Here is a 17,969-nt window from a genome sequence, read left to right as displayed (position 1 = left end):
CTCCTGACAGGCGCGATCTGATGGATCGTCAGATAGCATGTCACCTGACGAGTCGTCAGCCAAGCAGGGGGCACCCGTGACCGAGACCCCGCACTCCCTGAGCTCCGCCCGCACCCTGTGGGACCTGGTCGCCCGCCGCGCCGACCTCACCCCCGACCGCCCCGTTCTCCTCCAGGACGACCGCTCCCTGAGCTTCGGCGGCCTGCGCACGCGGGCCGAGCGCGTCGCGGCCGGCCTGTACGACATGGGCGTACGCCCCGGGACCGTGGTCGCCTGGCAGCTGCCCACCCGCATCGAGACGGCCGTGCTCTCCTTCGCGCTGGCCCGCCTGGGCGCCGTACAGACTCCGGTCATCCCGTTCTACCGGGACCGCGAAGTCGGCTTCGCGCTGCGGGAGTCGAAAGCGGAGTTCTTCGCGGTCCCGGGGACCTGGCGCGGCTTCGACCACACGGAGATGGCGCGACGGCTGGGCGCCAAGGGGATCTTCGAGGCGTACGACCGTCTGCCCGAGGGAGATCCGGCCGTGCTGCCCCCTCCGCCCACCGAGGGCACCTCCGTCCGGTGGATCTACTGGACCTCGGGAACCACCTCCGACCCCAAGGGCGTACTGCATACGGACCGTTCGCTGATCGCGGGTGGTTCGTGTCTCGCGCACGCGCTGCGTCTGTCGGCCGAGGACGTGGGGTCGATGGCGTTCCCGTACGCGCACATCGCGGGACCGGACTACACGGTGATGCTGCTGTTGTACGGCTTCCCGGCGGTGATGTTCGAGCAGTTCGCGCTGCCGGACGCACTGGAGGGCTACCGCAGGCACGGGGTGACGGTGGCGGGCGGGTCGACGGCGTTCTACTCGATGTTCCTGGCCGAGCAGCGCAAGGAGCCGGGCGTGAAGGTCATTCCGTCGCTACGGCTGCTCGCGGGCGGCGGGGCGCCGAAGCCGCCGGAGGTGTACCACTCCGTCGTACGGGAGATGGAGGTGCAGCTGACGCACGGGTACGGGATGACCGAGGTGCCGATGATCACCATGGGGTCGCCGGACGACACCGTGGAGAACCTCGCGACGACCGAGGGGCGGCCGCCGGAGGGTATGGAGATAAGGATCGTGGGCGGGGAGGTGCGGTTGCGCGGGGAAGCCGTGTGCCAGGGGTACCTGGACCCGGCGCAGACCGCCGAGGCCTTCGACGAGGAGGGGTTCCTGCGCACCGGGGACCTGGGGTTCGTGAAGGACAGCGGACATCTCGTGCTCACCGGGCGGCTCAAGGACGTGATCATCCGCAAGGGGGAGAACATCTCCGCCAAGGAGATCGAGGACCTGCTGGCCGCCCACCCGGCCGTCGGCGACGTCGCGGTGATCGGGCTGCCGGACGCGGAGCGCGGGGAGCGGGTGTGCGCGGTCGTGGAACGGGCTTCCGGGGCCAGTGAGTTGACGCTCGCGGACGTCGTCTCGTACCTGCGTACGGAAGGGCTGTCCGTGCACAAGCTGCCGGAGCAGCTGGAGGTGGTGGACGCCCTTCCGCGCAATGAGACGCTGCGGAAGGTGCTCAAGTACAGGCTGCGGGAGCGGTATTCGGGGACCGCCGCTTCGGGGAACGCTACTCAGGGACCGTGAAGTAGCGGGCGAAGGCCGGCACGATCTCCGCCTCTTCGACCCTGCCGTCGCCATCGGGGTCCAGCGTGACGGCTGCCGCCCGGGCGATGTCGTCCGGGACTCCCAGGACGCGCAGCACGCGCGCGGTGTCCTCGACGGAGGCCGCCTGGTCGCCATCGGTGTCGGCGAGGTCGAGGGCCGCGTGCAGGAAGGGGCGGGCGATCTCGGCGAACCGCTCGGGGTTGTCGCGCAGACGCTTGACCGCGCCGGTGACGAACTCCTCGCGTGTGATGCGCTGGTCGCCGTCCCGGTCCGCGATCCCGGCCATGCCCTGCCAGAACGCCTCGGCACCGGCGTACAGCGCCTGCCCCTTGTCGGAGCGGGCCGCCACGGCGAACTCGGCGAGCAGCGCCTTGGCCGCCGTGCTGAAGTCCGCGCGGTCGATGTATCCGTTGCCGTCCTGGTCGAAGGTGGCGAACCGGGCGGCGATCCTGCGCTCGTACTCGCTGCTGACCATGTCCTTCGGGCCGCCTTACGTCACGTCGGGGTGTCTCTGGTCGGAGCGTACGACGCGGCGGGGTCCGCGGGCGCGGGAAAGTGACCCTTGTGCCAAGACCGGGGGAATTTTGGGACAACCGTGTGGCAGAAGGACGGGCACCCCTGTGCGGGCGCCCCTAGGCCGACAGTGGTCCCGCGTCCTCGGTGACGGCCTCCTCCAGGCCCGGATACACGTCGAACAGCCGTCGGACGCCGAGCGCACCGAGGACGCGGTTGACGTGGGAGCCGTCGACGGCGCCCCGGGCCGGGAGTATCAGCCGCAGGCTGCCCTGGCAGGAGCGGATCAGCCGGCGGGCCGCGATGAGCACGCCGACCCCGCTGGAGTCGCAGAAGAAGACCTCGGAGAGGTCCAGGACGACGCTGTGACGGCCCTCGGCCACCACGTCGTGGACGCGTTGCCTGAGCGTCGGCGACGACATGAGATCCAGTTCGCCCGACACCCTGAGCACGGCCCACTCGCCCTGATCGACGCAGATCACCTTGAACGCCACCACCATGCCCCTCGCTCGCCGGAACCCCCGCAACCGGAAGTCGTCCCTACGCTTCCTTGCAGCGCGGCTGCCCAGCGGCCGTTCCCTGAAACACGGCGGCAGAAACGGAAAACGGTCGGAAGAGGCTTGTTTTAGTCGCCTTCGATCCTGTTCGATCAGATCTGAACCGGGTAGGCGAAGGTCCACTATCACCCGCGGCTCCTCGGGGAGCGCACATTGCGACAAAGGGGCGTGCGCTGTCAGAGGTGCCGACTACATTCGAGATGACGGTGGGCGCACGCTGGTCTCAGGCACGGAACAGGGGTGAGGGGGGCCGCATGGCGAAGAAGGACGCACCGCCTCGCTGGGACCGCAAGATGCAGCAGCGCCTGGCCCGCGGCGAGGCGGCCGCCCTCGGCGAGCTCTACGACCGCTTCGCCTCGCTCGTGCACGGCCTGGCCCACCGTGTCCTGGGCGACGAGCGCGCCGCCGACGGCATCACGCGCGACGTCTTCGCCCACGTCTGGGAACACCCCGAGACCTACGACCCCAAGCAGGGCCCCCTCCGCTCCTGGGTGGCCACGCTGACCCACCGCCTCGCCGTGCAGCGGCTGCGCGCCACCGAGACCGCCGCCCTCGCTCAGGGCGACTCCACGGAGGAGCTGGAGAGCAAGGTGCGCCGCGCCTCGGTCGCCGCCCGCGCCGACTACATCGTCACCTCCATGCCCTCCCCGCTGCGCGCCGCCCTGGAGCTGGCCTACTTCCAGCGCCGCGACTACCGCCAGACCGCCGCCGACCTCGGCGTCACCGAGGACGAGGCCCGCCGCCGCCTCCGCCTGGGCCTCCAGCTCCTGTCCACGGCCCACGACGCCGGCACGCCGCCTGGATACGGGGGTGCGGCGTGAGCGGATACGAGGAGTACGACGAGCACGGGGGCCGGGAAGGCCCGGAGGACCACGAGGAGAAGGACGGCCAGGACGAGAAGAGCGAGGCGGTGGGGCAGCAGAGCGATCACGGCGCCCCGGGTCCGACGGACGGCAACGGCGGTGACAGCGGTGACGGCGACGGCCGGTCCCCCGGCCGGCCTCCCCGCATACCCATGCCCCGCGCCTCCGTCGAGGACGGCGAGGGTCCACTGCCGGCCCTGGATGATCTGGAGGATCTGGGAGAACCGTCGGCACCGGCCATCATCCCGTCCGCCCCGCTCCTCCTGGAGCACCACGTACTGAAGTCGCTCCTCGGGGCGTGGGCGCTGGCCGCCTGCTCGCCGGAGGAGTCGGCGGCCGTGGAGGAACACCTGGGCGGCTGCGGCACCTGCGCCGACGAGGCATTGCGGCTGCGCGACGCCGTGGGCCTGCTGCATCCGCCGGAGAGCCTCGACCTGGACCCGGCCCTGCGCACCCGCGTTCTGGAGGGCTGCCTCGACCGGCGCCCGCCGCGCATCCCGGTGCCGCACTGGGCGGCGCCGTACGACGCGGAGACGGCCCGGCTCGACGCCCTGCTGCAGGACATAGGCGACGCCGAGTGGCACGCGCCCGTGCGGCTGCGGTGGTTCGAGGGCAAGGGGCCGACGAGCCGCCGTACGACGGTCGCCGGCGTCATCGCCCACCTGCTGTCGGTCGACGGGCTGGTCGCCGTCGCCCTCGGCCTCGACGACCCGCTGGGCGACACGGCGGCGGACGGCCCCGACCCGTCGTCCCGCACCGAGGCGTACTGGCGCACGTCGTACTTCCCGCCGACCCGCGGGGTGCGGGCGCCCTGGCGCGAGCAGACCCACGACCTCGTCCGCACGGCGTCCTTCACCGGCGGCGCGGGCTCGGGTTCGGGGCGATTGACGGTCTCCTACGGCTCCTTCGAACTGCCGCTGCACGACGCGATGTTGGACCGGGCCTTCGAGTGCTGGGTCCACTCGGAGGACATCGCGGAGGCGGTGGACTATCCGTACGAGCCGCCCGCACCGCGGCATCTGCACCGCATGATCGACCTCGCCGCCCGAATGCTGCCGACGGCACTGGCGGGGCGCCGACAACGGGGCCTGGCGTCACCGGCTCGGGGCCGGCATCTCGGGGTGGCCGGGGAGCCCGGCCGCAGCCTGCGGCTGGAGATCGAGGGGTTGGGCGGGGGTGAGTGGCTGATCCCGCTGGATTCGCCCGCGGCGGTCGGCTCCGCCGAGCACGAGGTCGCCCATGTCGCCCTGGACGGCGTGGAGTTCTGCCGTCTGGCCGCGGGCCATGTACCGCCGGAGGAGGCGGCTGCGGGGCAGGTGGGCGACCGCGAGGCGATCAAGGACGTACTGTTCGCGGCGGCGTCGTTGAGCCGGATGTAGGGGCTGGTCGCGGATTCGTCGGCGGCTGCGGGTGGTTCGTGGCTGGTCGCGCAGTTCCCCGCGCCCCTTGAGGTCGGACCAGTGAGCCGACCTTTTTCAAGGCCCCGAGCTGCTAGGCGAACACAACCGTCCTCCGGCCGTTGAGCAGAATCCTCCGCTCCGCATGCCACTTCACCGCCCGAGCCAGCGCCTGGCACTCCACATCACGCCCGACCGCGACCAGCTGGTCCGGCGTGACGTCATGCCCCACCCGCTCGACCTCCTGCTCGATGATCGGCCCTTCATCAAGGTCGGCGGTCACATAGTGCGCCGTCGCCCCGATCAGCTTCACACCCCGCGCGTGCGCCTGGTGATACGGCTTCGCGCCCTTGAAGCTCGGCAGGAAGGAGTGGTGGATGTTGATGATGCGGCCGCTCAACTGCTTGCAGAAGTCGTCGGAGAGGACCTGCATATAGCGGGCCAGCACCACCAGCTCGACGTCGTTCTCGCGGACGATCTGGAGAACCCGCGCCTCCGCGTCGGCCTTCGTCTCCTTCGTCACCGGAATGTGGTGGAAGGGGATGTCGTACGACCCCACCAGCTCGGCGAAGTCGGTGTGGTTGGACACCACGGCTGCGATCTCCACCGGCAACGCACCTATACGGGCACGGAACAGCAGGTCGTTCAGGCAGTGCCCGAACTTGCTGACCATCAGAACAATCCGCATCTTCTCGTCGGCCCGGTTGATCTGCCATTCCATGTGGAAGGAGTCACCGATCGCCGCGAAGCTCGCGCGCAGCTTGTCCACCGTCACCGGCGGCTCCGCCGAGAAGTGGACGCGCATGAAGAACAGACCCGTGTCGTGGTCGCCGAACTGCTGGCTGTCCTCGATGTTGCAGCCGGTCATGAAGAGGTAGCTCGACACGGCGTGCACGATGCCCTGCTTGTCCGGGCACGAAAGGGTGAGGACGTACTGGTCGGCGGGGTTCGCCGCGGCTCGGGCGGACTGCTCGTTCATGCAGGACAGGGTCCCATAAGCGCGGCCCCGCCCGAACCGGTGTCCGCTACGCGGACCGCGTCATGATCCGCAGGATCTCCAGCGTGCGCGGCGGGGTGTCCGGGTCCTCGCCGTCGGCCATCGCCATCCGGACGTGCGCGTCACGCGCCGCCCGCACCGCCTCCGGCCAGCCCTCGTTCGCGAGGTACGTGGAGACCGGCGCGTCCGGGCCGACCTGGTGCATGATCCGCAGCACCCGCAGCACGGCCGTGTCGACGAGGGCCGCCTCCTGGGAGTCCCGGAAGATCGTGCCGACGTACTTCTCGGCGGACCAGTTGTCCAGCCAGGTGTCCTCGACCAGGCGGTACACGGCGTCGGTGACGTCCCCGTACCCGTCGACGCCGGCCAGCCAGACGTTCTGCTGGAACGCGGGGTCGGAGAGCATGTGCAGCGCGGAGCGCACATTGCTGCGCCAGCGCCACCACGGCATGTCGTTCAGTGGCATACCACCCATGGTGGAGGAGCGACGACCGCGACGGGAAGAGCTGTCCGAACCTTGCACGGTGATCAATCGTACGTTCTTCCGGTCAGGCGCCTCACCGCCCCCCGTAATTCACCCTGACGTCACCAATGGATAACCGAGGGTCACCCATGGGTTGGCGATGTGACGGAAGCGTGTGTGCCCATGACCGGACGGCGACGCATCCGCAGCACCTTCCTCCCCACACGCACCACCCGGCCCGTCAGAGCCGCCGTCCGCACGGCGGGAGGCCTGGTCGTGTGCGCGGCGCTCGCCGCCGGCTGTGGGGTCATCCCCGGGACCACGGGGGGTGCCGGGGAAGGCCCGATCACCGTGATGACCTGGGCGCCGCAGGACACGAACGCCACCAACAAGCCCGGCATGCCGGCCTTCGCCCAGGCCTACGCCCGTTACGTCAACGCCCACGGCGGTATCAACGGCCGTCAGCTCAAGGTCCTGACCTGCAACGACCACAACGACAGCGTGGCCGCCGCGACCTGCGCCCGCGAGGCCGTCAAGAACGACGTCGTCGCGGTCGTCGGCTCCTACAGCCAGTACGGCGAGTCGTACCTCCCTGATCTGGAGGGCTCCGGCATCCCCTACATAGGCGGCTACGGCGTCACCACCGCCGAGTTCACCAGCCCGCTGTCCTACCCGGTCAACGGCGGCCAGCCCACCCTGCTGGCCGGCCTGGGCAGGGAACTCGCCGCGGGCTGCGGTCCCGTGGCGCTGGTACGGCCCGACACCATCGCCGGCGACGAACTGCCCCCCATGCTGGACGCCGGCCTCAAGGCGGGCCGGCACGCGGCCGCGAAGGACCAGCGGGCGGCGGACGACACCACCGAGTACGCGGGACCGTCGCAGACGGCCCTCACCACCGCGACCGGCGACGCGACGAAGAAGGGCTGTGTGATCCCGACGCTCGGCGACCGCACCAGCACCTTCATGGACTCCTTCCGGCGCGCCCGCGAGGACTTCCCCGCGGTGAAGACCGCCGCCACCCTCGACAGCGTCGACCAGACCGTGATCAACGAGTCGGGGGCGGCGTCCGGGCCGTACGAGGGGTCGTACGTCACCGGCTGGTACCCGCCGGCCAGTGACGCCCGCTGGGACCCGATGAAGAAGGTGATCAGCGAGCAGGCCTTCGGCGACAACCGGATCGACGCGGCGGACGTCGGCGTACAGACGACCTGGATCGCCTACACCGTGTTCACGAAGGTCGTCGAGTCGCTGGGCAGCGGGGACGTCACCTCCGACGCCATACGGCACACCCTCGACGACGGCCTGAAGATCACCACTGGCGGGCTCACCCCGACGCTGCGCTGGGGCTCCCAGGGTCCGCTCGCCACCATCGGCCTCACCCGCATCGTCAACACGGACGTGACCCTCCAGGTCGTCCGGCAGGGGCAGTTGGTGGCGGCGCGGAAGGGGTTCGTGGACGTGACGAAAACGCTGCAGGGCGCGGACGTCAACTGACCGTCCGCGCCCTTCTGTTCAGAGCTGGGTGGGCTGGCGCTGGGTCAGGCCGTACGTCTTCGCGATCGCGTTCCACAGCTGGGCCGCCCTGACCTTCTGCTGGCTGGCGGTGCCGCTCGCCGTGTTGCCCGCCCGGGTCTGGCCGGTGGTGCGGGCCTGGCCCTTCTTGCAGCCCTTCTTGCCGCCGACCTGGTCGGCCCAGGCCGCGTAGTGGTTGTCGGCGGCGGCGGAGGCCTGCCAGGCCTTGGTGAGAGCGGTGGTCAGGGCGGCGTGGTCGGGCAGCTTGTCGACGCTGAGGCCGGCCAGGCGATTGACCAGCTCACCCCGCTGCTTGGCGGCGGCGCGCAGGTCGGAGGCCGCGCCGTCGAGGTTCCTGCAGCCCTTCACGTTCCCCACCGCGTTGATCACCGACGCCCGGCTGTCACCGCTGTCGGCCAGCAGCTTGTCCAGGGCGACGGCCTGCGCCTTCGCCGGATCGGCGGCCGGTGAGGAACCGTCGGTGGCGGGGGCGGTGGCCGACACGGTCTGGTTCTTGTCCTTGCTGTCTCCCCCGCCGCCACCGCCGAGCAGCGCACCGGCCCCGACGCCGAGCACGACGATGCCGATGCCGATCCCGGCGATGAGCGGCACGCGCGAACGCTTGCGGCCGCCCTGTCCGTCGTCGTCCCGCCCGGGCGGGAAGTACGCGGGCTGGGGCTGTCCGTACGACTGCTGCGGCTGCGCGTGCGGCTGCTCGAACCGCGGCAACTGCTGAGTGGCCCCGGCGGGACCCTCGCCGCCCGGCCCGCTGCGGAACAGGTTGTCGAACTCGGCGGGCGGCTGCCGCTGATCGGTCACGGGCGCGATGTACTGCGTGGCCTGCGAGTCGGGATACGCGGCGGGGGGCTGGGGCCCGCCCTGGGGCGGGCGTCCCAGGAACTGGGTCGCCTCGGAGGAGGGCTGACCGACGTGCCCACCGACCTCGGGCGGCAGCGCGCCGGGTCCCACGGGCGGGATGTACTGGGTGGCCCCCTCACTGCCGGGCGCCGCCGGGACGGGCGGCAGGTACTGCGTCGCTCCCTCGCTGCCGGGTGCGGCGGCGACGGGCGGTAGGTACTGGGTGGCGCCTTCGTCGACGGCGGGGGGCAGGGGGGAGCCGAAGGCGGCGGGAGCGCCGTAGGTGTGAGGGGCGGCCGGAGGCAGAGAAGCGCCGGGCCCCCCGGCGGGACCGGCGGGCGGCAGCGGCGCACCGGCACTCGCGGCGCCCGGCGCGGAGCCGTCGTAGGTGTTCGCGGGCGGCAGCGGGGCGCCCGGCATCGGCTGGGCGACGGCGCCGTACGGGGACGGCGTGTTCTCCGGGGGCAGCGGCTGGGAGGGGGCCGCGCCGGGCTGACCGGCACCGTCCGGAGGCGTGCCCCACTGGTCCGTGGCCGGCGGCTGGTACGGGGCCGGTGTCCCCCAGGTCTGGGTCGGCGGGGTGTCCCAGGTCTGGGCCGGGGTCTGCTGCTGGTCGGGGCCCCAGGGCGTGCCCCAGGCCTGGCCGCCCGGCGGGGCCGAGGCCGGGCCCTGCGGGGCCTGCGGGGCGGGCGGCTGCTGGCCGGTGTATGGGCCGCCGTAGGAATCGCTGGGCGAACCGCCGTACGGTCCGGCCGTCGGCCCACCCGGCTGACCGCCCTGCGGCCCATCCGGGTAACCGCCCTGCTGTCCGGCCAGCATGCCCGGCAGCAGCGGTTCGCTGCCGTCGGAGGGCAGCACGATGCCTTCGCGCGCCTGGCGCTGCGAGGGCTCCTCGCCCTGTCCACTCTGCGTCACCGGGACTCCTACTAATGGGGGACCTTGTGAATCGTCGGCTCACGCTACCGGGTCCCCCGAGCCGGGTGCCACGCAGCTCAGGCCGCAACCTCCCTACCTGTGACAGCAGTAACAGACGCGGTCCACACCACGCCGTAAATGTCCACCTCCTGATCGAACACGAGCGGCAACCCGCCGTTTCCCGCACGTTCACGCAGCTTCAGGCGGCCGCCTGCAGCCCCACCCGCGCCCCGAACTCCCGGACCACCGGCTCCTCCCGGTAGGGCTCCAGCCGCTGCTGGAAGTCCTCCAGATACTCGGCACCCCGGTTGGAACGCACGGACTCGAGCAGCTCGACCGCCTTCAGACCGGTGTTGCAGGCCTGTTCGATCTCCCGCTGCTGCACCTGTGCGGTGGCCAGCAGGACGTACCCGATGGCCCTCCTGCGCGCCTTGGTCTCGGGGAGCCCGGCCAGCGACTCCTCGGCCCGCCGCGCCGCCGCCTCGGCCTGTCCGAGGTCCCGGTGGCAGTGCGCCAACTCGTCGGCCAGATACGCCTCGTCGAAGTGCGTGATCCACGCCGGGTCGTCCCCGGACGACGCGTCGGCCGACTCCAGCGCGGTCACCGCCCGCCCGGACGCGACCTGGGCCGCCCGCGCATCGCCCATCAGGGCATGCCCGCGCGCCTCCGCCGCGTAGAACATGGCCTCCGCGCGCGGGGTCACGCGCCCACGCGCCCCCTCCTGCGCCGCCCGGGCCAACTGCGCGATCTCGCGCGGGTTCCCGAGCTGGGCGGCGAGGTGGCTCATGGAGGCGGCCAGCACATATCCGCCGTACCCCCGGTCGCCCGCCGCCTGGGCCAGTCGCAGCGCCTGGATGTAGTACCGCTGGGCCAGGCCCGGTTGACCCGTGTCGATGGCCATGTACCCGGCGAGTTCGGTGAGTCGGGCCACCGCGGCGAACAGATCGCGGCCGACGGCCTCCCGGTACGACCCCGCCAGCAGCCCGGAGACGACGCTGTTGAGGTAGTGCACGACGACCGGGCGCACATGCCCACTGCCGTACTGGTGATCAAGGTCTACGAGCGCCTGTGTCATCGCCCGCACCGCCTCCACGTCGGACTGTCCGACCCGGGGCCCCGCCGCGCGCGCCACCTGCAAGTCCGGCGACGAGATCAGCCAGTCGCGGCTCGGCTCGACCAGCGCGGACGCGGCGACGGACGAGCCGGACAGGAAGTCCCGGCGGCCCACGTCACTGCGCCACAGCTCACACACCTGCTCGATGGCTCCCAGTACCGTCGGCGAGAACTGGAGCCCGACACCGGAGGCGAGGTTCTTGCCGTTGGCCATGCCGATCTCGTCGATCGTGACCGTACGGCCGAGCTTGCGGCCCAGCGCCTCGGCGATGATCGCGGGCGCCCGGCCCCGCGGCTGCTGTCCCCGCAGCCAACGGGCCACGGACGTCTTGTCGTAGCGCAGGTCGAGGCCGTGCTCGGCGCCGCACATGTTGACCCGGCGGGCGAGCCCGGCGTTCGAGCACCCCGCCTCCTGGATGAGCGCCTGCAACCGTTCGTTCGGCTGCCGCGCGACGAGAGGCCTTGCGGCCATTGGCGTACCCCCTGTGGCTGCGGTGCCTGCCCACGCACCGAGTTGGCGTGTCTTCCCTGACCGAATCCCCCACCATGAGGAGCGAAAGGATCCGGCCTTGAAGATCAATGCCCCGCGGACATACCGAAAATGCGGGACATGCGAGGATTGCCGGGGTAAAGGCGCAAGCCGACCCCCTTCCTGGCTACCCAGCTCACGCCGACATTCCTCCCGCGCGCCCCCACACGTGCATCCATGCGCCCCAACCAAGGAATCGATGCCCCTCCCCCGCGCGCGTTACCCCCGTAACTCCAGGTGGGTGCGGGAGTTGAGTTCATCGTGGAAGAGACGATCGCGGGCACCGAAGCCGCTCAGATTCCGAAGCAGCGCGGCGAATCGCTGCTGGAGACCGCCGTACGCTACGCCGAGGAGCGCCACTGGGACGTCTTCCCCGGGGTCTGGCTGGAAGCCGTCGGCGGGGTGCAGCGCTGCTCGTGCGACGACGCGGCGTGTGGCGCGCCGGGGGCGCACCCGGCGCGGGAGGACTGGGCGACGCAGGCCACCGGGAGCGCGACGGTTGCTCGCCGGATGTGGCAGAAGCAGCCGGGGGCCTCGATTCTGTTGCCGACAGGACGTACCTTCGACGCGATCGACGTGCCGGAGACCGCGGGGTTCCTGGCGCTGGCACGTATGGAACGGATGGAACTCGCGCTCGGCCCGGTGACCCTCGCTCCGGATCGACGCATGCAGTTCTTCGTACTTCCCGGTGCCGCTGCGAAGCTTCCCGACCTCGTCAGGAACCTCGGTTGGTCACCGTCGTCACTCGATCTCACGGCACTTGGCGAAGGCAGCTATGTGGCCGCGCCGCCTACGCGGTACGGATCGCGTGGTGCCGTTCAGTGGGCCTGTCGCCCGACACCGGCCAACCGTTGGCTTCCGGACTGCGAGGAGTTGATCTCGCCGCTGGCATACGCGTGTGGTCGCGATCGCTAGTCTCGCGCCTGCGGGTCGTATGTGGCTGGTCGCGCCCACGCGGCGGAGCGGCATATCGAAAACAGTCCCGCGCCCCTAGGTTGGCATCCATGACGTCGGCTGTAAGTGTTCGCGGGCTCTGGAAGCGGTTCGGGCAGCAGATTGCCGTTGCCGGGATCGATCTGGAACTGCCCGCCGGGAAGTTCATCGGACTCGTCGGGCCCAATGGAGCCGGGAAGACCACGACCCTCTCCATGATCACTGGGCTGTTGCGGCCCGATCAGGGTTCCGTCGAGGTCGTCGGGCATGACGTCTGGCGGGACCCCGTCGAGGTGAAGGCTCGGATCGGTGTCCTCCCGGAAGGGCTCCGGCTCTTCGAGCGGCTGTCCGGGCGGGAGCTGCTCGGGTACAGCGGGCGGTTGCGGGGGCTGCCCGGTGGTGAGGTGGACAAGCGGGCGGCCCAGTTGCTCGACGTGCTCGACCTGGCCGGCGCCCAGCACAAGCTCGTCGTCGACTACTCGACCGGTATGCGCAAGAAGATCGGGCTCGCGGCGGCGCTGCTGCACAACCCCGAAGTGCTGTTCCTGGACGAGCCGTTCGAGGGTGTCGACCCGGTGTCCGCGCAGACCATCAGGGGCGTGCTGGAGCGGTACACGGCATCCGGTGCCACCGTCGTCTTCTCCTCCCATGTCATGGAGCTGGTCGAGTCCCTGTGCGACTGGGTGGCCGTGATGGCCGCCGGCCGTATCCGCGCCCACGGCACCCTCGCCGAGGTCCGCGGCGACGCCCCCTCGCTGCAGAAGGCGTTCCTCGAACTCGTCGGTGCCGGCGGGCGCGACGCCGGTTCGGACCTGGACTGGCTGGGCGGCGGCGCACGATGACGGCCGCCGAGCTCACCTCCGTCGTCGTACGACTGAAGCTTTCGCTGCTCAGGAACGGGCTGCGGCAGTCGGGGGGACGGCGGGCCGCCTACGTCGCCTCCGCCGTCGTCGTGCTGCTGTTCGGGGCGTTGCAGTTGCTCGGGCTGGTCGCGCTGCGCGGGCATGCGCACGCCGAGTCGGTGGTCGTCCTGCTGGTGGCCGTACTGGCGCTGGGCTGGGCGGTGATGCCGCTGTTCTTCCCGGGCGGCGACGAGACCCTCGACCCGACCCGCCTGGTGATGCTGCCGCTGCGACCCCGGCCTCTGGTACGGGCGTTGCTGGTGGCCTCGCTCGTCGGCATCGGCCCGCTGTTCACGCTGCTCCTGCTGACCGGCTCGGTGATCACGGTCGCGCACGGCGGTGCGTCCTACGTCGTCGCGGTCGTCGCCGTCGTGCTCGCGCTGCTGGTGTGCGTGGCCCTCGCACGGGCCGTCGCCGCCGCCAACATCCGGCTGCTGACCAGTCGCAAGGGCCGCGATCTGGCGGTGCTGAGCGGGCTCGTCATCGCGATCGGCGTGCAGCTGGTCAACTTCGGAGCGCAGCGGCTGGGTTCGAGCGGGCTGGCGCAGTTGCAGCCGGTGGGGGACGTGGTGAGGTGGGTGCCACCGGCTTCGGCGATCGGGGCGGTGGATTCGGTGAGCGAGGGCTCGTACGGGGTCGCGGCCCTCCAACTGGCGCTGAGCGCGGGCGCGTTGGTGGCGCTGATCGCCGTATGGTCGCGTCATCTGACCCGGTTGATGACCTCGCCCGACGGGTCGACCCTCCAGGCCGCCGGCGACAGCGCCGCCCGCGAGCGCAGCGCCTCCGGCCTGACCCGGCTGCTGCCCGCCGGCCGTACCGGCACCGTCATGGAGCGCAGCCTGCGGTATGTGTGGCGCGACCCCAAGACCAAGGCGGCGTGGGTGACTTCGCTGGCCATCGGTCTGATCGTGCCCGTCTTCAACGCGCTGCAGGGCACCGGCTCCATCTACTTCGCGTGCTTCGCCGCCGGGATGCTCGGCATCCAGATGTACAACCAGTTCGGGCAGGACACGTCCGCGTTCTGGATGGTCGCCACGACCATCTCGTCCGGGCACGACGCCTACGTCGAACTGCGGGGCCGGGCACTGGCATTGCTGGTGATCACCCTGCCGTACGCCACTGTGGTGACCGTCCTGACCACGGCGATGCTCGGCGAGTGGGCCCGTCTCCCCGAGGTGCTCGGCCTCTCCTTCGCGCTCCTCGGCGCGATGCTGGCCACCGGCGCCTGGACATCGGCCCGCTTCCCGTACTCCATCCCGCAGGAGGGCTACAAGAACGTGGCCCCCGGCCAGACCGGCCTCGCCTGGATCTCCATCTTCGGCGGCATGGTCTCGGCGGCCCTGCTGTCCGCCCCGGTCATCGCCGCCACGATCTTGGTGAACGTGGCGCAGGGCGGCGACGCGTGGGGGTGGGTGCTGCTGCCGGTGGGGTCGGCCTACGGGGCGGCGATCACCTGGGCGGGACTGCGCCTGGCGGCGCCGCGCACCGCGGCCCGCCTGCCGGAGATCCTGGCGGCGGTGAGCAAGGGGTGACGGCCGGGGCCAGGCCCTAGGGGGTGCTGAGCACGGCGTCGAGGAACGGCTCGATCGCCGACCTCCACGCCTCCGGCTGGTCGTAGTGGACCAGGTGTCCGGCGTCGGCGACCTCGGCGTACTCCCCCCTCGGCAGCACCCGCACCATCTCCTGGGCCTCCGCCCGCCCGAGTTCGCCGTCAAGGCCCCGCACCACCAGCGCCGGGCACTGCACCTGCGCCAGCTCCTCCCAGTGCGCGTCGTACACCCAGGTCTCGCGGGACTTCAGCATCTGGTCGGGGTCGAACACCGGCCGCCAGCCGTCGGCGCACTCGTGCATCACCTCGGCGTAGAACTCCCCACGCGTCGGATTGGGCCGCTCCACCCACGGGTCGTCCTCGCCGAACCACTTCCGTACGTCGGCCAGGGTGGCGAAGGGGACGGGCCAGGCCTTGAACCAGTCGGCCCACTCGCGCTGCGAGGCGGCGCCGAGTGCGGAGGCCCGCATGTCGCAGATGATGACGCCGCGCACCAGGTCGGGGCGTTTCGCGGCGAGCTGCCAGGCCGTCAGGGCGCCCATGGCGTGGCCGATGAGGACGGTCGGGGCGAGGCCGAGCCCTTCGAGGGCGGCCTCCGCGTCCTCGACGTACGCCTCACGGGTGAAGGAGGCCTGCGGAGGCTTGTCGCTCTGGCCGTGGCCGCGCTGGTCGAGTGCGACGGCGCGGTGCCGCTCGGAGAGCCAGCGGGCGGTGGAGGCCCAGTGCGAGGCGCGGCCCATCAGGCCGTGCAGTAACAGGACTCCGGGGGCGTGCTCGATCCCTGCATGCTCGACCTGCGCTCCGGAGAACTGCGGCGGAATCACGGATTCCGCCACACTTTTCGCCGGGTCCGTCTTGGGAGGGTCCCCGAACTCCCAGGCCGCGAGGCGTACGCCACCCGCCCCGGTCACGTCGATGCGTCGCGCCATGGTCCTGGCACCCCCCTAGCTCAGCGTCCAGCCGTTGCCGTGCACTCACTCCTGAAGCAGCGCAGATTCCGCGTCCCCCGTCACTCTCGGAGACCCCCCGTCACCCGCAGACTATCGAATGGGTATTCGAAAATACCGCTTCTGCGGACAACACCCCTCGTTCGAGTGACCTCGATCAAGGAATGATCGCCGCAACTGAGGGGAGATCTTCAGCGGGAGGCGGACCGCTCGGGGAAACCGGTCCGAGGGGAATGACCCTGAGAGCTCGGGGCTCCGGGTCAGCACAGGGGAGGACAGGCCCCGGCGCCGCAAGGCGCCGGGGCCATCCACACGTCTGCGGCACATCCTCCCGCCCCCTCCGGTCATATGCCTCACGCGCAAGCGTCGCACGCGATGCGTCCGAGCGCTGCAATTCGACGCACAGAATCTTCGATCCCCAGAGATCGACAAAGCGCCCCAACCGCCACCTGCGCCCCCGCAGTTGACGGCCGTACCGGCAGCGGGGCGCCCGACCCGGTCCTGTCAGCGCTTGGCGACGAACACGTGGGAGGCCACATCCGCCTCCAGCTCGGCCGCCTCGCCGCCACTGCCGACCAGCACACCGCCCGCCGACTCCGTCACGCTCACCACCGAACCGGGTTGCACGCCCGCGCGGCGCAGCGTGTACATCAGCTGCGCGTCCGTCTGGATGGGCTCGCCGATCCGGCGCACGACCACCGTCTTGCCGTCGGCGCCCGGGTCCAGGTCCGCGAGCGACACCATGCCCTCGTCCAGGAACGGGTCCGCGCCGTCCTTCTCGCCCAGCTCCTCCAGGCCCGGGATCGGGTTGCCGTACGGCGACTCGGTCGGGTGGCGCAGCAGCTCCAGCACACGCCGCTCCACGGCCTCGCTCATCACGTGCTCCCAGCGGCACGCCTCCGCGTGCACCTGCTCCCACTCCAGGCCGATCACATCGACCAGCAGACACTCGGCGAGCCGGTGCTTGCGCATCACGCGCGTGGCCAGCCGGCGGCCCTCGTCCGTCAGCTCCAGGTGCCGGTCGGCGGCCACCGCGACCAGACCGTCCCGCTCCATCCGCGCCACCGTCTGGCTGACGGTCGGCCCGCTCTGGTCGAGACGCTCCGCGATCCGGGCGCGCATGGGGACCACACCTTCCTCCTCCAGCTCGAGGATGGTGCGGAGATACATCTCCGTGGTGTCGATCAGTCCGGACATACGTGCCCCTCGATGAGATGTGCCGGAAGCACGAACAGCTTCCCGGCGCGTGCGCTGGCCCTGGATTCAATTCTGACGCATACCACTGACAACCGTGCCGCGCCGTTGAAACCACTGGGTTACGGCCCGTCCGACACCCGTATTGACACGGCACTGGTCCAGACCGCACGGTGATCCGCGGCACAGATCCCGAACCCGTTCCGTCCCGGAGGGACCCGCATGAGCGACGGCACACCGGCCGACCAGTTCTTCGACGCCGCGATCGGCCTGCTGCAGCGGGTCCGGGACGAGGAGGCGGAGACCATCGCGGCGGCCGGCACGCTGCTCGCCGACACCGTCGCCGCCGGCGGCCGCCTCTTCGCCTTCGGCGCCGGACACTCCTCGCTCGCCGCGCAGGACGTCGTCTACCGGGCGGGCGGCCTCGCCCTGATGAACCTGCTCGCCGCCCCCGGTCTCGTCGGCGTCGACGTGATGCCCGCCACCCTCGGCTCCCGCCTCGAACGCGTCGACGGCCTCGCCACCGCCGTCCTCGACACCTCCCCGCTCCGGGCCGGCGACACCCTCGTGATCATCTCCCTCTCCGGCCGCAACGCCCTGCCCGTCGAGATGGCCGTCGAAGCCCGCCGGCGAGGCGTCAACGTCATCGGCGTGACGTCCGTGGCATACGCCGCCCAGACCACGGCCCGGAATGCCTCCGGCACGTTCCTCAGGGACCACTGCGACGTCGTACTCGACTCGAAGATCGCCATCGGGGACGCCGAGCTGACCCTCGACACCATCCCGGCGCCCTTCGCGCCCGCCTCCACGGTCGTCACCAGCGCCCTGCTCCAGTCGGTCCTGGCCACCACCGCGGCCACCCTCGCCGACCGCGGCATCGAACCCCCGCTGCTGCGCTCCGGCAACGTCGACGGCGGCCACGAGTGGAACGCCCGCGTGTTCGAGGAGTACGGAGACCGGATCTTCTACCAGCGGTAGCCGGCAACTGCGTCCGACGGACCTCAGCGGTGGCCGGCGGCAGCCGCCCGGCGGACTTCAGCAGTGACCGCCATCGCCATCACCCGTCCGACAGACCTCAGTGACAGCCGCCGGCACCC

General features: G+C 71.2%; 16 protein-coding genes. 8 read left to right on the top strand and 8 right to left on the bottom strand.

Features of this window, described 5'->3' with window-relative positions:
* The first annotated feature begins 76 nt into the window (after window positions 1-76).
* Window positions 77-1,609 (top strand): class I adenylate-forming enzyme family protein, encoded by a 1,533-nt coding sequence (locus ACWC09_RS17815; RefSeq protein ID WP_450851468.1) that lies wholly within the window; start codon window positions 77-79, stop codon window positions 1,607-1,609.
* Here the strand turns inward: ACWC09_RS17815 and ACWC09_RS17810 are convergent.
* Window positions 1,593-2,105 (bottom strand): EF-hand domain-containing protein, encoded by a 513-nt coding sequence (locus ACWC09_RS17810; protein WP_450851467.1) that lies wholly within the window; start codon window positions 2,103-2,105, stop codon window positions 1,593-1,595. The genes ACWC09_RS17815 and ACWC09_RS17810 overlap by 17 nt on opposite strands.
* A gap of 157 nt (window positions 2,106-2,262) precedes the next feature.
* Window positions 2,263-2,643 carry an STAS domain-containing protein gene (locus ACWC09_RS17805; protein WP_450851466.1) on the bottom strand — a complete coding sequence of 127 codons (381 nt, stop codon included), beginning with the start codon at window positions 2,641-2,643 and terminating at the stop codon, window positions 2,263-2,265.
* A 311-nt stretch (window positions 2,644-2,954) separates the two neighbouring features.
* Here ACWC09_RS17805 and ACWC09_RS17800 point away from each other — a divergent pair, with 311 nt between their 5' ends.
* Window positions 2,955-3,521, top strand: a complete 567-nt coding sequence (locus ACWC09_RS17800; protein WP_450851465.1) for a sigma-70 family RNA polymerase sigma factor — start codon at window positions 2,955-2,957, stop codon at window positions 3,519-3,521.
* On the top strand, window positions 3,518-4,942 hold the full coding sequence (locus tag ACWC09_RS17795) for a zf-HC2 domain-containing protein (RefSeq protein ID WP_450851464.1): 1,425 nt from the start codon (window positions 3,518-3,520) through the stop codon (window positions 4,940-4,942). Before ACWC09_RS17800 ends, ACWC09_RS17795 begins: the two co-directional genes overlap by 4 nt.
* Window positions 4,943-5,054: 112 nt before the next feature.
* Here the strand turns inward: ACWC09_RS17795 and purU are convergent, their stop codons facing one another.
* Together purU and ACWC09_RS17785 are read right to left on the bottom strand one after the other, a co-directional pair.
* The gene (purU, locus tag ACWC09_RS17790) at window positions 5,055-5,939 is read right to left on the bottom strand and encodes a formyltetrahydrofolate deformylase (protein ID WP_450851463.1); all 885 of its coding nucleotides are present in this window, start codon (window positions 5,937-5,939) and stop codon (window positions 5,055-5,057) included.
* Window positions 5,940-5,985: 46 nt separating this feature from the next.
* Window positions 5,986-6,486 (bottom strand): SCO4402 family protein, encoded by a 501-nt coding sequence (locus ACWC09_RS17785; RefSeq protein ID WP_450851507.1) that lies wholly within the window; start codon window positions 6,484-6,486, stop codon window positions 5,986-5,988.
* Between the two features lie 117 nt (window positions 6,487-6,603).
* On the opposite strand from ACWC09_RS17785, the gene ACWC09_RS17780 reads away from it, so the two are divergent.
* On the top strand, window positions 6,604-7,914 hold the full coding sequence (locus ACWC09_RS17780; RefSeq protein WP_450851462.1) for an ABC transporter substrate-binding protein: 1,311 nt from the start codon (window positions 6,604-6,606) through the stop codon (window positions 7,912-7,914).
* A gap of 18 nt (window positions 7,915-7,932) precedes the next feature.
* On the opposite strand, the gene ACWC09_RS17775 is transcribed toward ACWC09_RS17780, so the two are convergent.
* Window positions 7,933-9,705, bottom strand: a complete 1,773-nt coding sequence (locus ACWC09_RS17775; RefSeq protein WP_450851461.1) for a hypothetical protein — start codon at window positions 9,703-9,705, stop codon at window positions 7,933-7,935.
* A 199-nt stretch (window positions 9,706-9,904) separates the two neighbouring features.
* The gene (locus tag ACWC09_RS17770; protein ID WP_450851460.1) at window positions 9,905-11,290 is read right to left on the bottom strand and encodes a transcriptional regulator; all 1,386 of its coding nucleotides are present in this window, start codon (window positions 11,288-11,290) and stop codon (window positions 9,905-9,907) included.
* A 318-nt stretch (window positions 11,291-11,608) separates the two neighbouring features.
* On the opposite strand from ACWC09_RS17770, the gene ACWC09_RS17765 reads away from it, so the two are divergent.
* The 3 genes from ACWC09_RS17765 (at window position 11,609) to ACWC09_RS17755 (ending at window position 14,714) form a co-directional block, all read left to right on the top strand.
* Window positions 11,609-12,262: a bifunctional DNA primase/polymerase gene (locus ACWC09_RS17765; protein ID WP_450851459.1), complete on the top strand. Its 654-nt coding sequence runs from the start codon at window positions 11,609-11,611 to the stop codon at window positions 12,260-12,262.
* Window positions 12,263-12,351: 89 nt separating this feature from the next.
* A complete protein-coding gene (locus ACWC09_RS17760; protein WP_450851458.1) occupies window positions 12,352-13,122 on the top strand; it encodes an ABC transporter ATP-binding protein in 771 nt (256 codons plus the stop codon).
* Entirely contained in the window at window positions 13,119-14,714 is a 1,596-nt protein-coding gene (locus ACWC09_RS17755) for a transporter (RefSeq protein ID WP_450851457.1), read from the top strand. The genes ACWC09_RS17760 and ACWC09_RS17755 overlap by 4 nt, the downstream gene beginning before the upstream one ends.
* Window positions 14,715-14,730: 16 nt before the next feature.
* Here the strand turns inward: ACWC09_RS17755 and ACWC09_RS17750 are convergent, their stop codons facing one another.
* Entirely contained in the window at window positions 14,731-15,660 is a 930-nt protein-coding gene (locus ACWC09_RS17750) for an alpha/beta fold hydrolase (protein WP_450851456.1), read from the bottom strand.
* 522 nt (window positions 15,661-16,182) lie between these two features.
* Window positions 16,183-16,875, bottom strand: a complete 693-nt coding sequence (locus tag ACWC09_RS17745; RefSeq protein WP_058924701.1) for a metal-dependent transcriptional regulator — start codon at window positions 16,873-16,875, stop codon at window positions 16,183-16,185.
* 219 nt (window positions 16,876-17,094) lie between these two features.
* On the opposite strand from ACWC09_RS17745, the gene ACWC09_RS17740 reads away from it, so the two are divergent.
* Window positions 17,095-17,850, top strand: a complete 756-nt coding sequence (locus tag ACWC09_RS17740) for an SIS domain-containing protein (protein ID WP_450851455.1) — start codon at window positions 17,095-17,097, stop codon at window positions 17,848-17,850.
* The last annotated feature ends 119 nt before the right edge of the window (window positions 17,851-17,969 follow it).

It is taken from the genome of Streptomyces sp. NPDC001617 (assembly GCF_053596855.1).
Note: the sequence above shows the minus strand (reverse complement) of the source record. Positions and strands in the feature narration are given on the sequence as shown.

Coding starts and splice junctions, on each gene's coding strand:
- ACWC09_RS17810 (WP_450851467.1), bottom strand. CDS start 2,105: ATGGTCAGCAGCGAGTACGAGCGCAGGATCGCCGCCCGGTTCGCCACC.
- ACWC09_RS17805 (WP_450851466.1), bottom strand. CDS start 2,643: ATGGTGGTGGCGTTCAAGGTGATCTGCGTCGATCAGGGCGAGTGGGCC.
- ACWC09_RS17800 (WP_450851465.1), top strand. CDS start 2,955: ATGGCGAAGAAGGACGCACCGCCTCGCTGGGACCGCAAGATGCAGCAG.
- purU (WP_450851463.1), bottom strand. CDS start 5,939: ATGAACGAGCAGTCCGCCCGAGCCGCGGCGAACCCCGCCGACCAGTAC.
- ACWC09_RS17780 (WP_450851462.1), top strand. CDS start 6,604: ATGACCGGACGGCGACGCATCCGCAGCACCTTCCTCCCCACACGCACC.
- ACWC09_RS17770 (WP_450851460.1), bottom strand. CDS start 11,290: ATGGCCGCAAGGCCTCTCGTCGCGCGGCAGCCGAACGAACGGTTGCAG.
- ACWC09_RS17760 (WP_450851458.1), top strand. CDS start 12,352: ATGACGTCGGCTGTAAGTGTTCGCGGGCTCTGGAAGCGGTTCGGGCAG.
- ACWC09_RS17755 (WP_450851457.1), top strand. CDS start 13,119: ATGACGGCCGCCGAGCTCACCTCCGTCGTCGTACGACTGAAGCTTTCG.
- ACWC09_RS17750 (WP_450851456.1), bottom strand. CDS start 15,660: ATGGCGCGACGCATCGACGTGACCGGGGCGGGTGGCGTACGCCTCGCG.
- ACWC09_RS17745 (WP_058924701.1), bottom strand. CDS start 16,875: ATGTCCGGACTGATCGACACCACGGAGATGTATCTCCGCACCATCCTC.
- ACWC09_RS17740 (WP_450851455.1), top strand. CDS start 17,095: ATGAGCGACGGCACACCGGCCGACCAGTTCTTCGACGCCGCGATCGGC.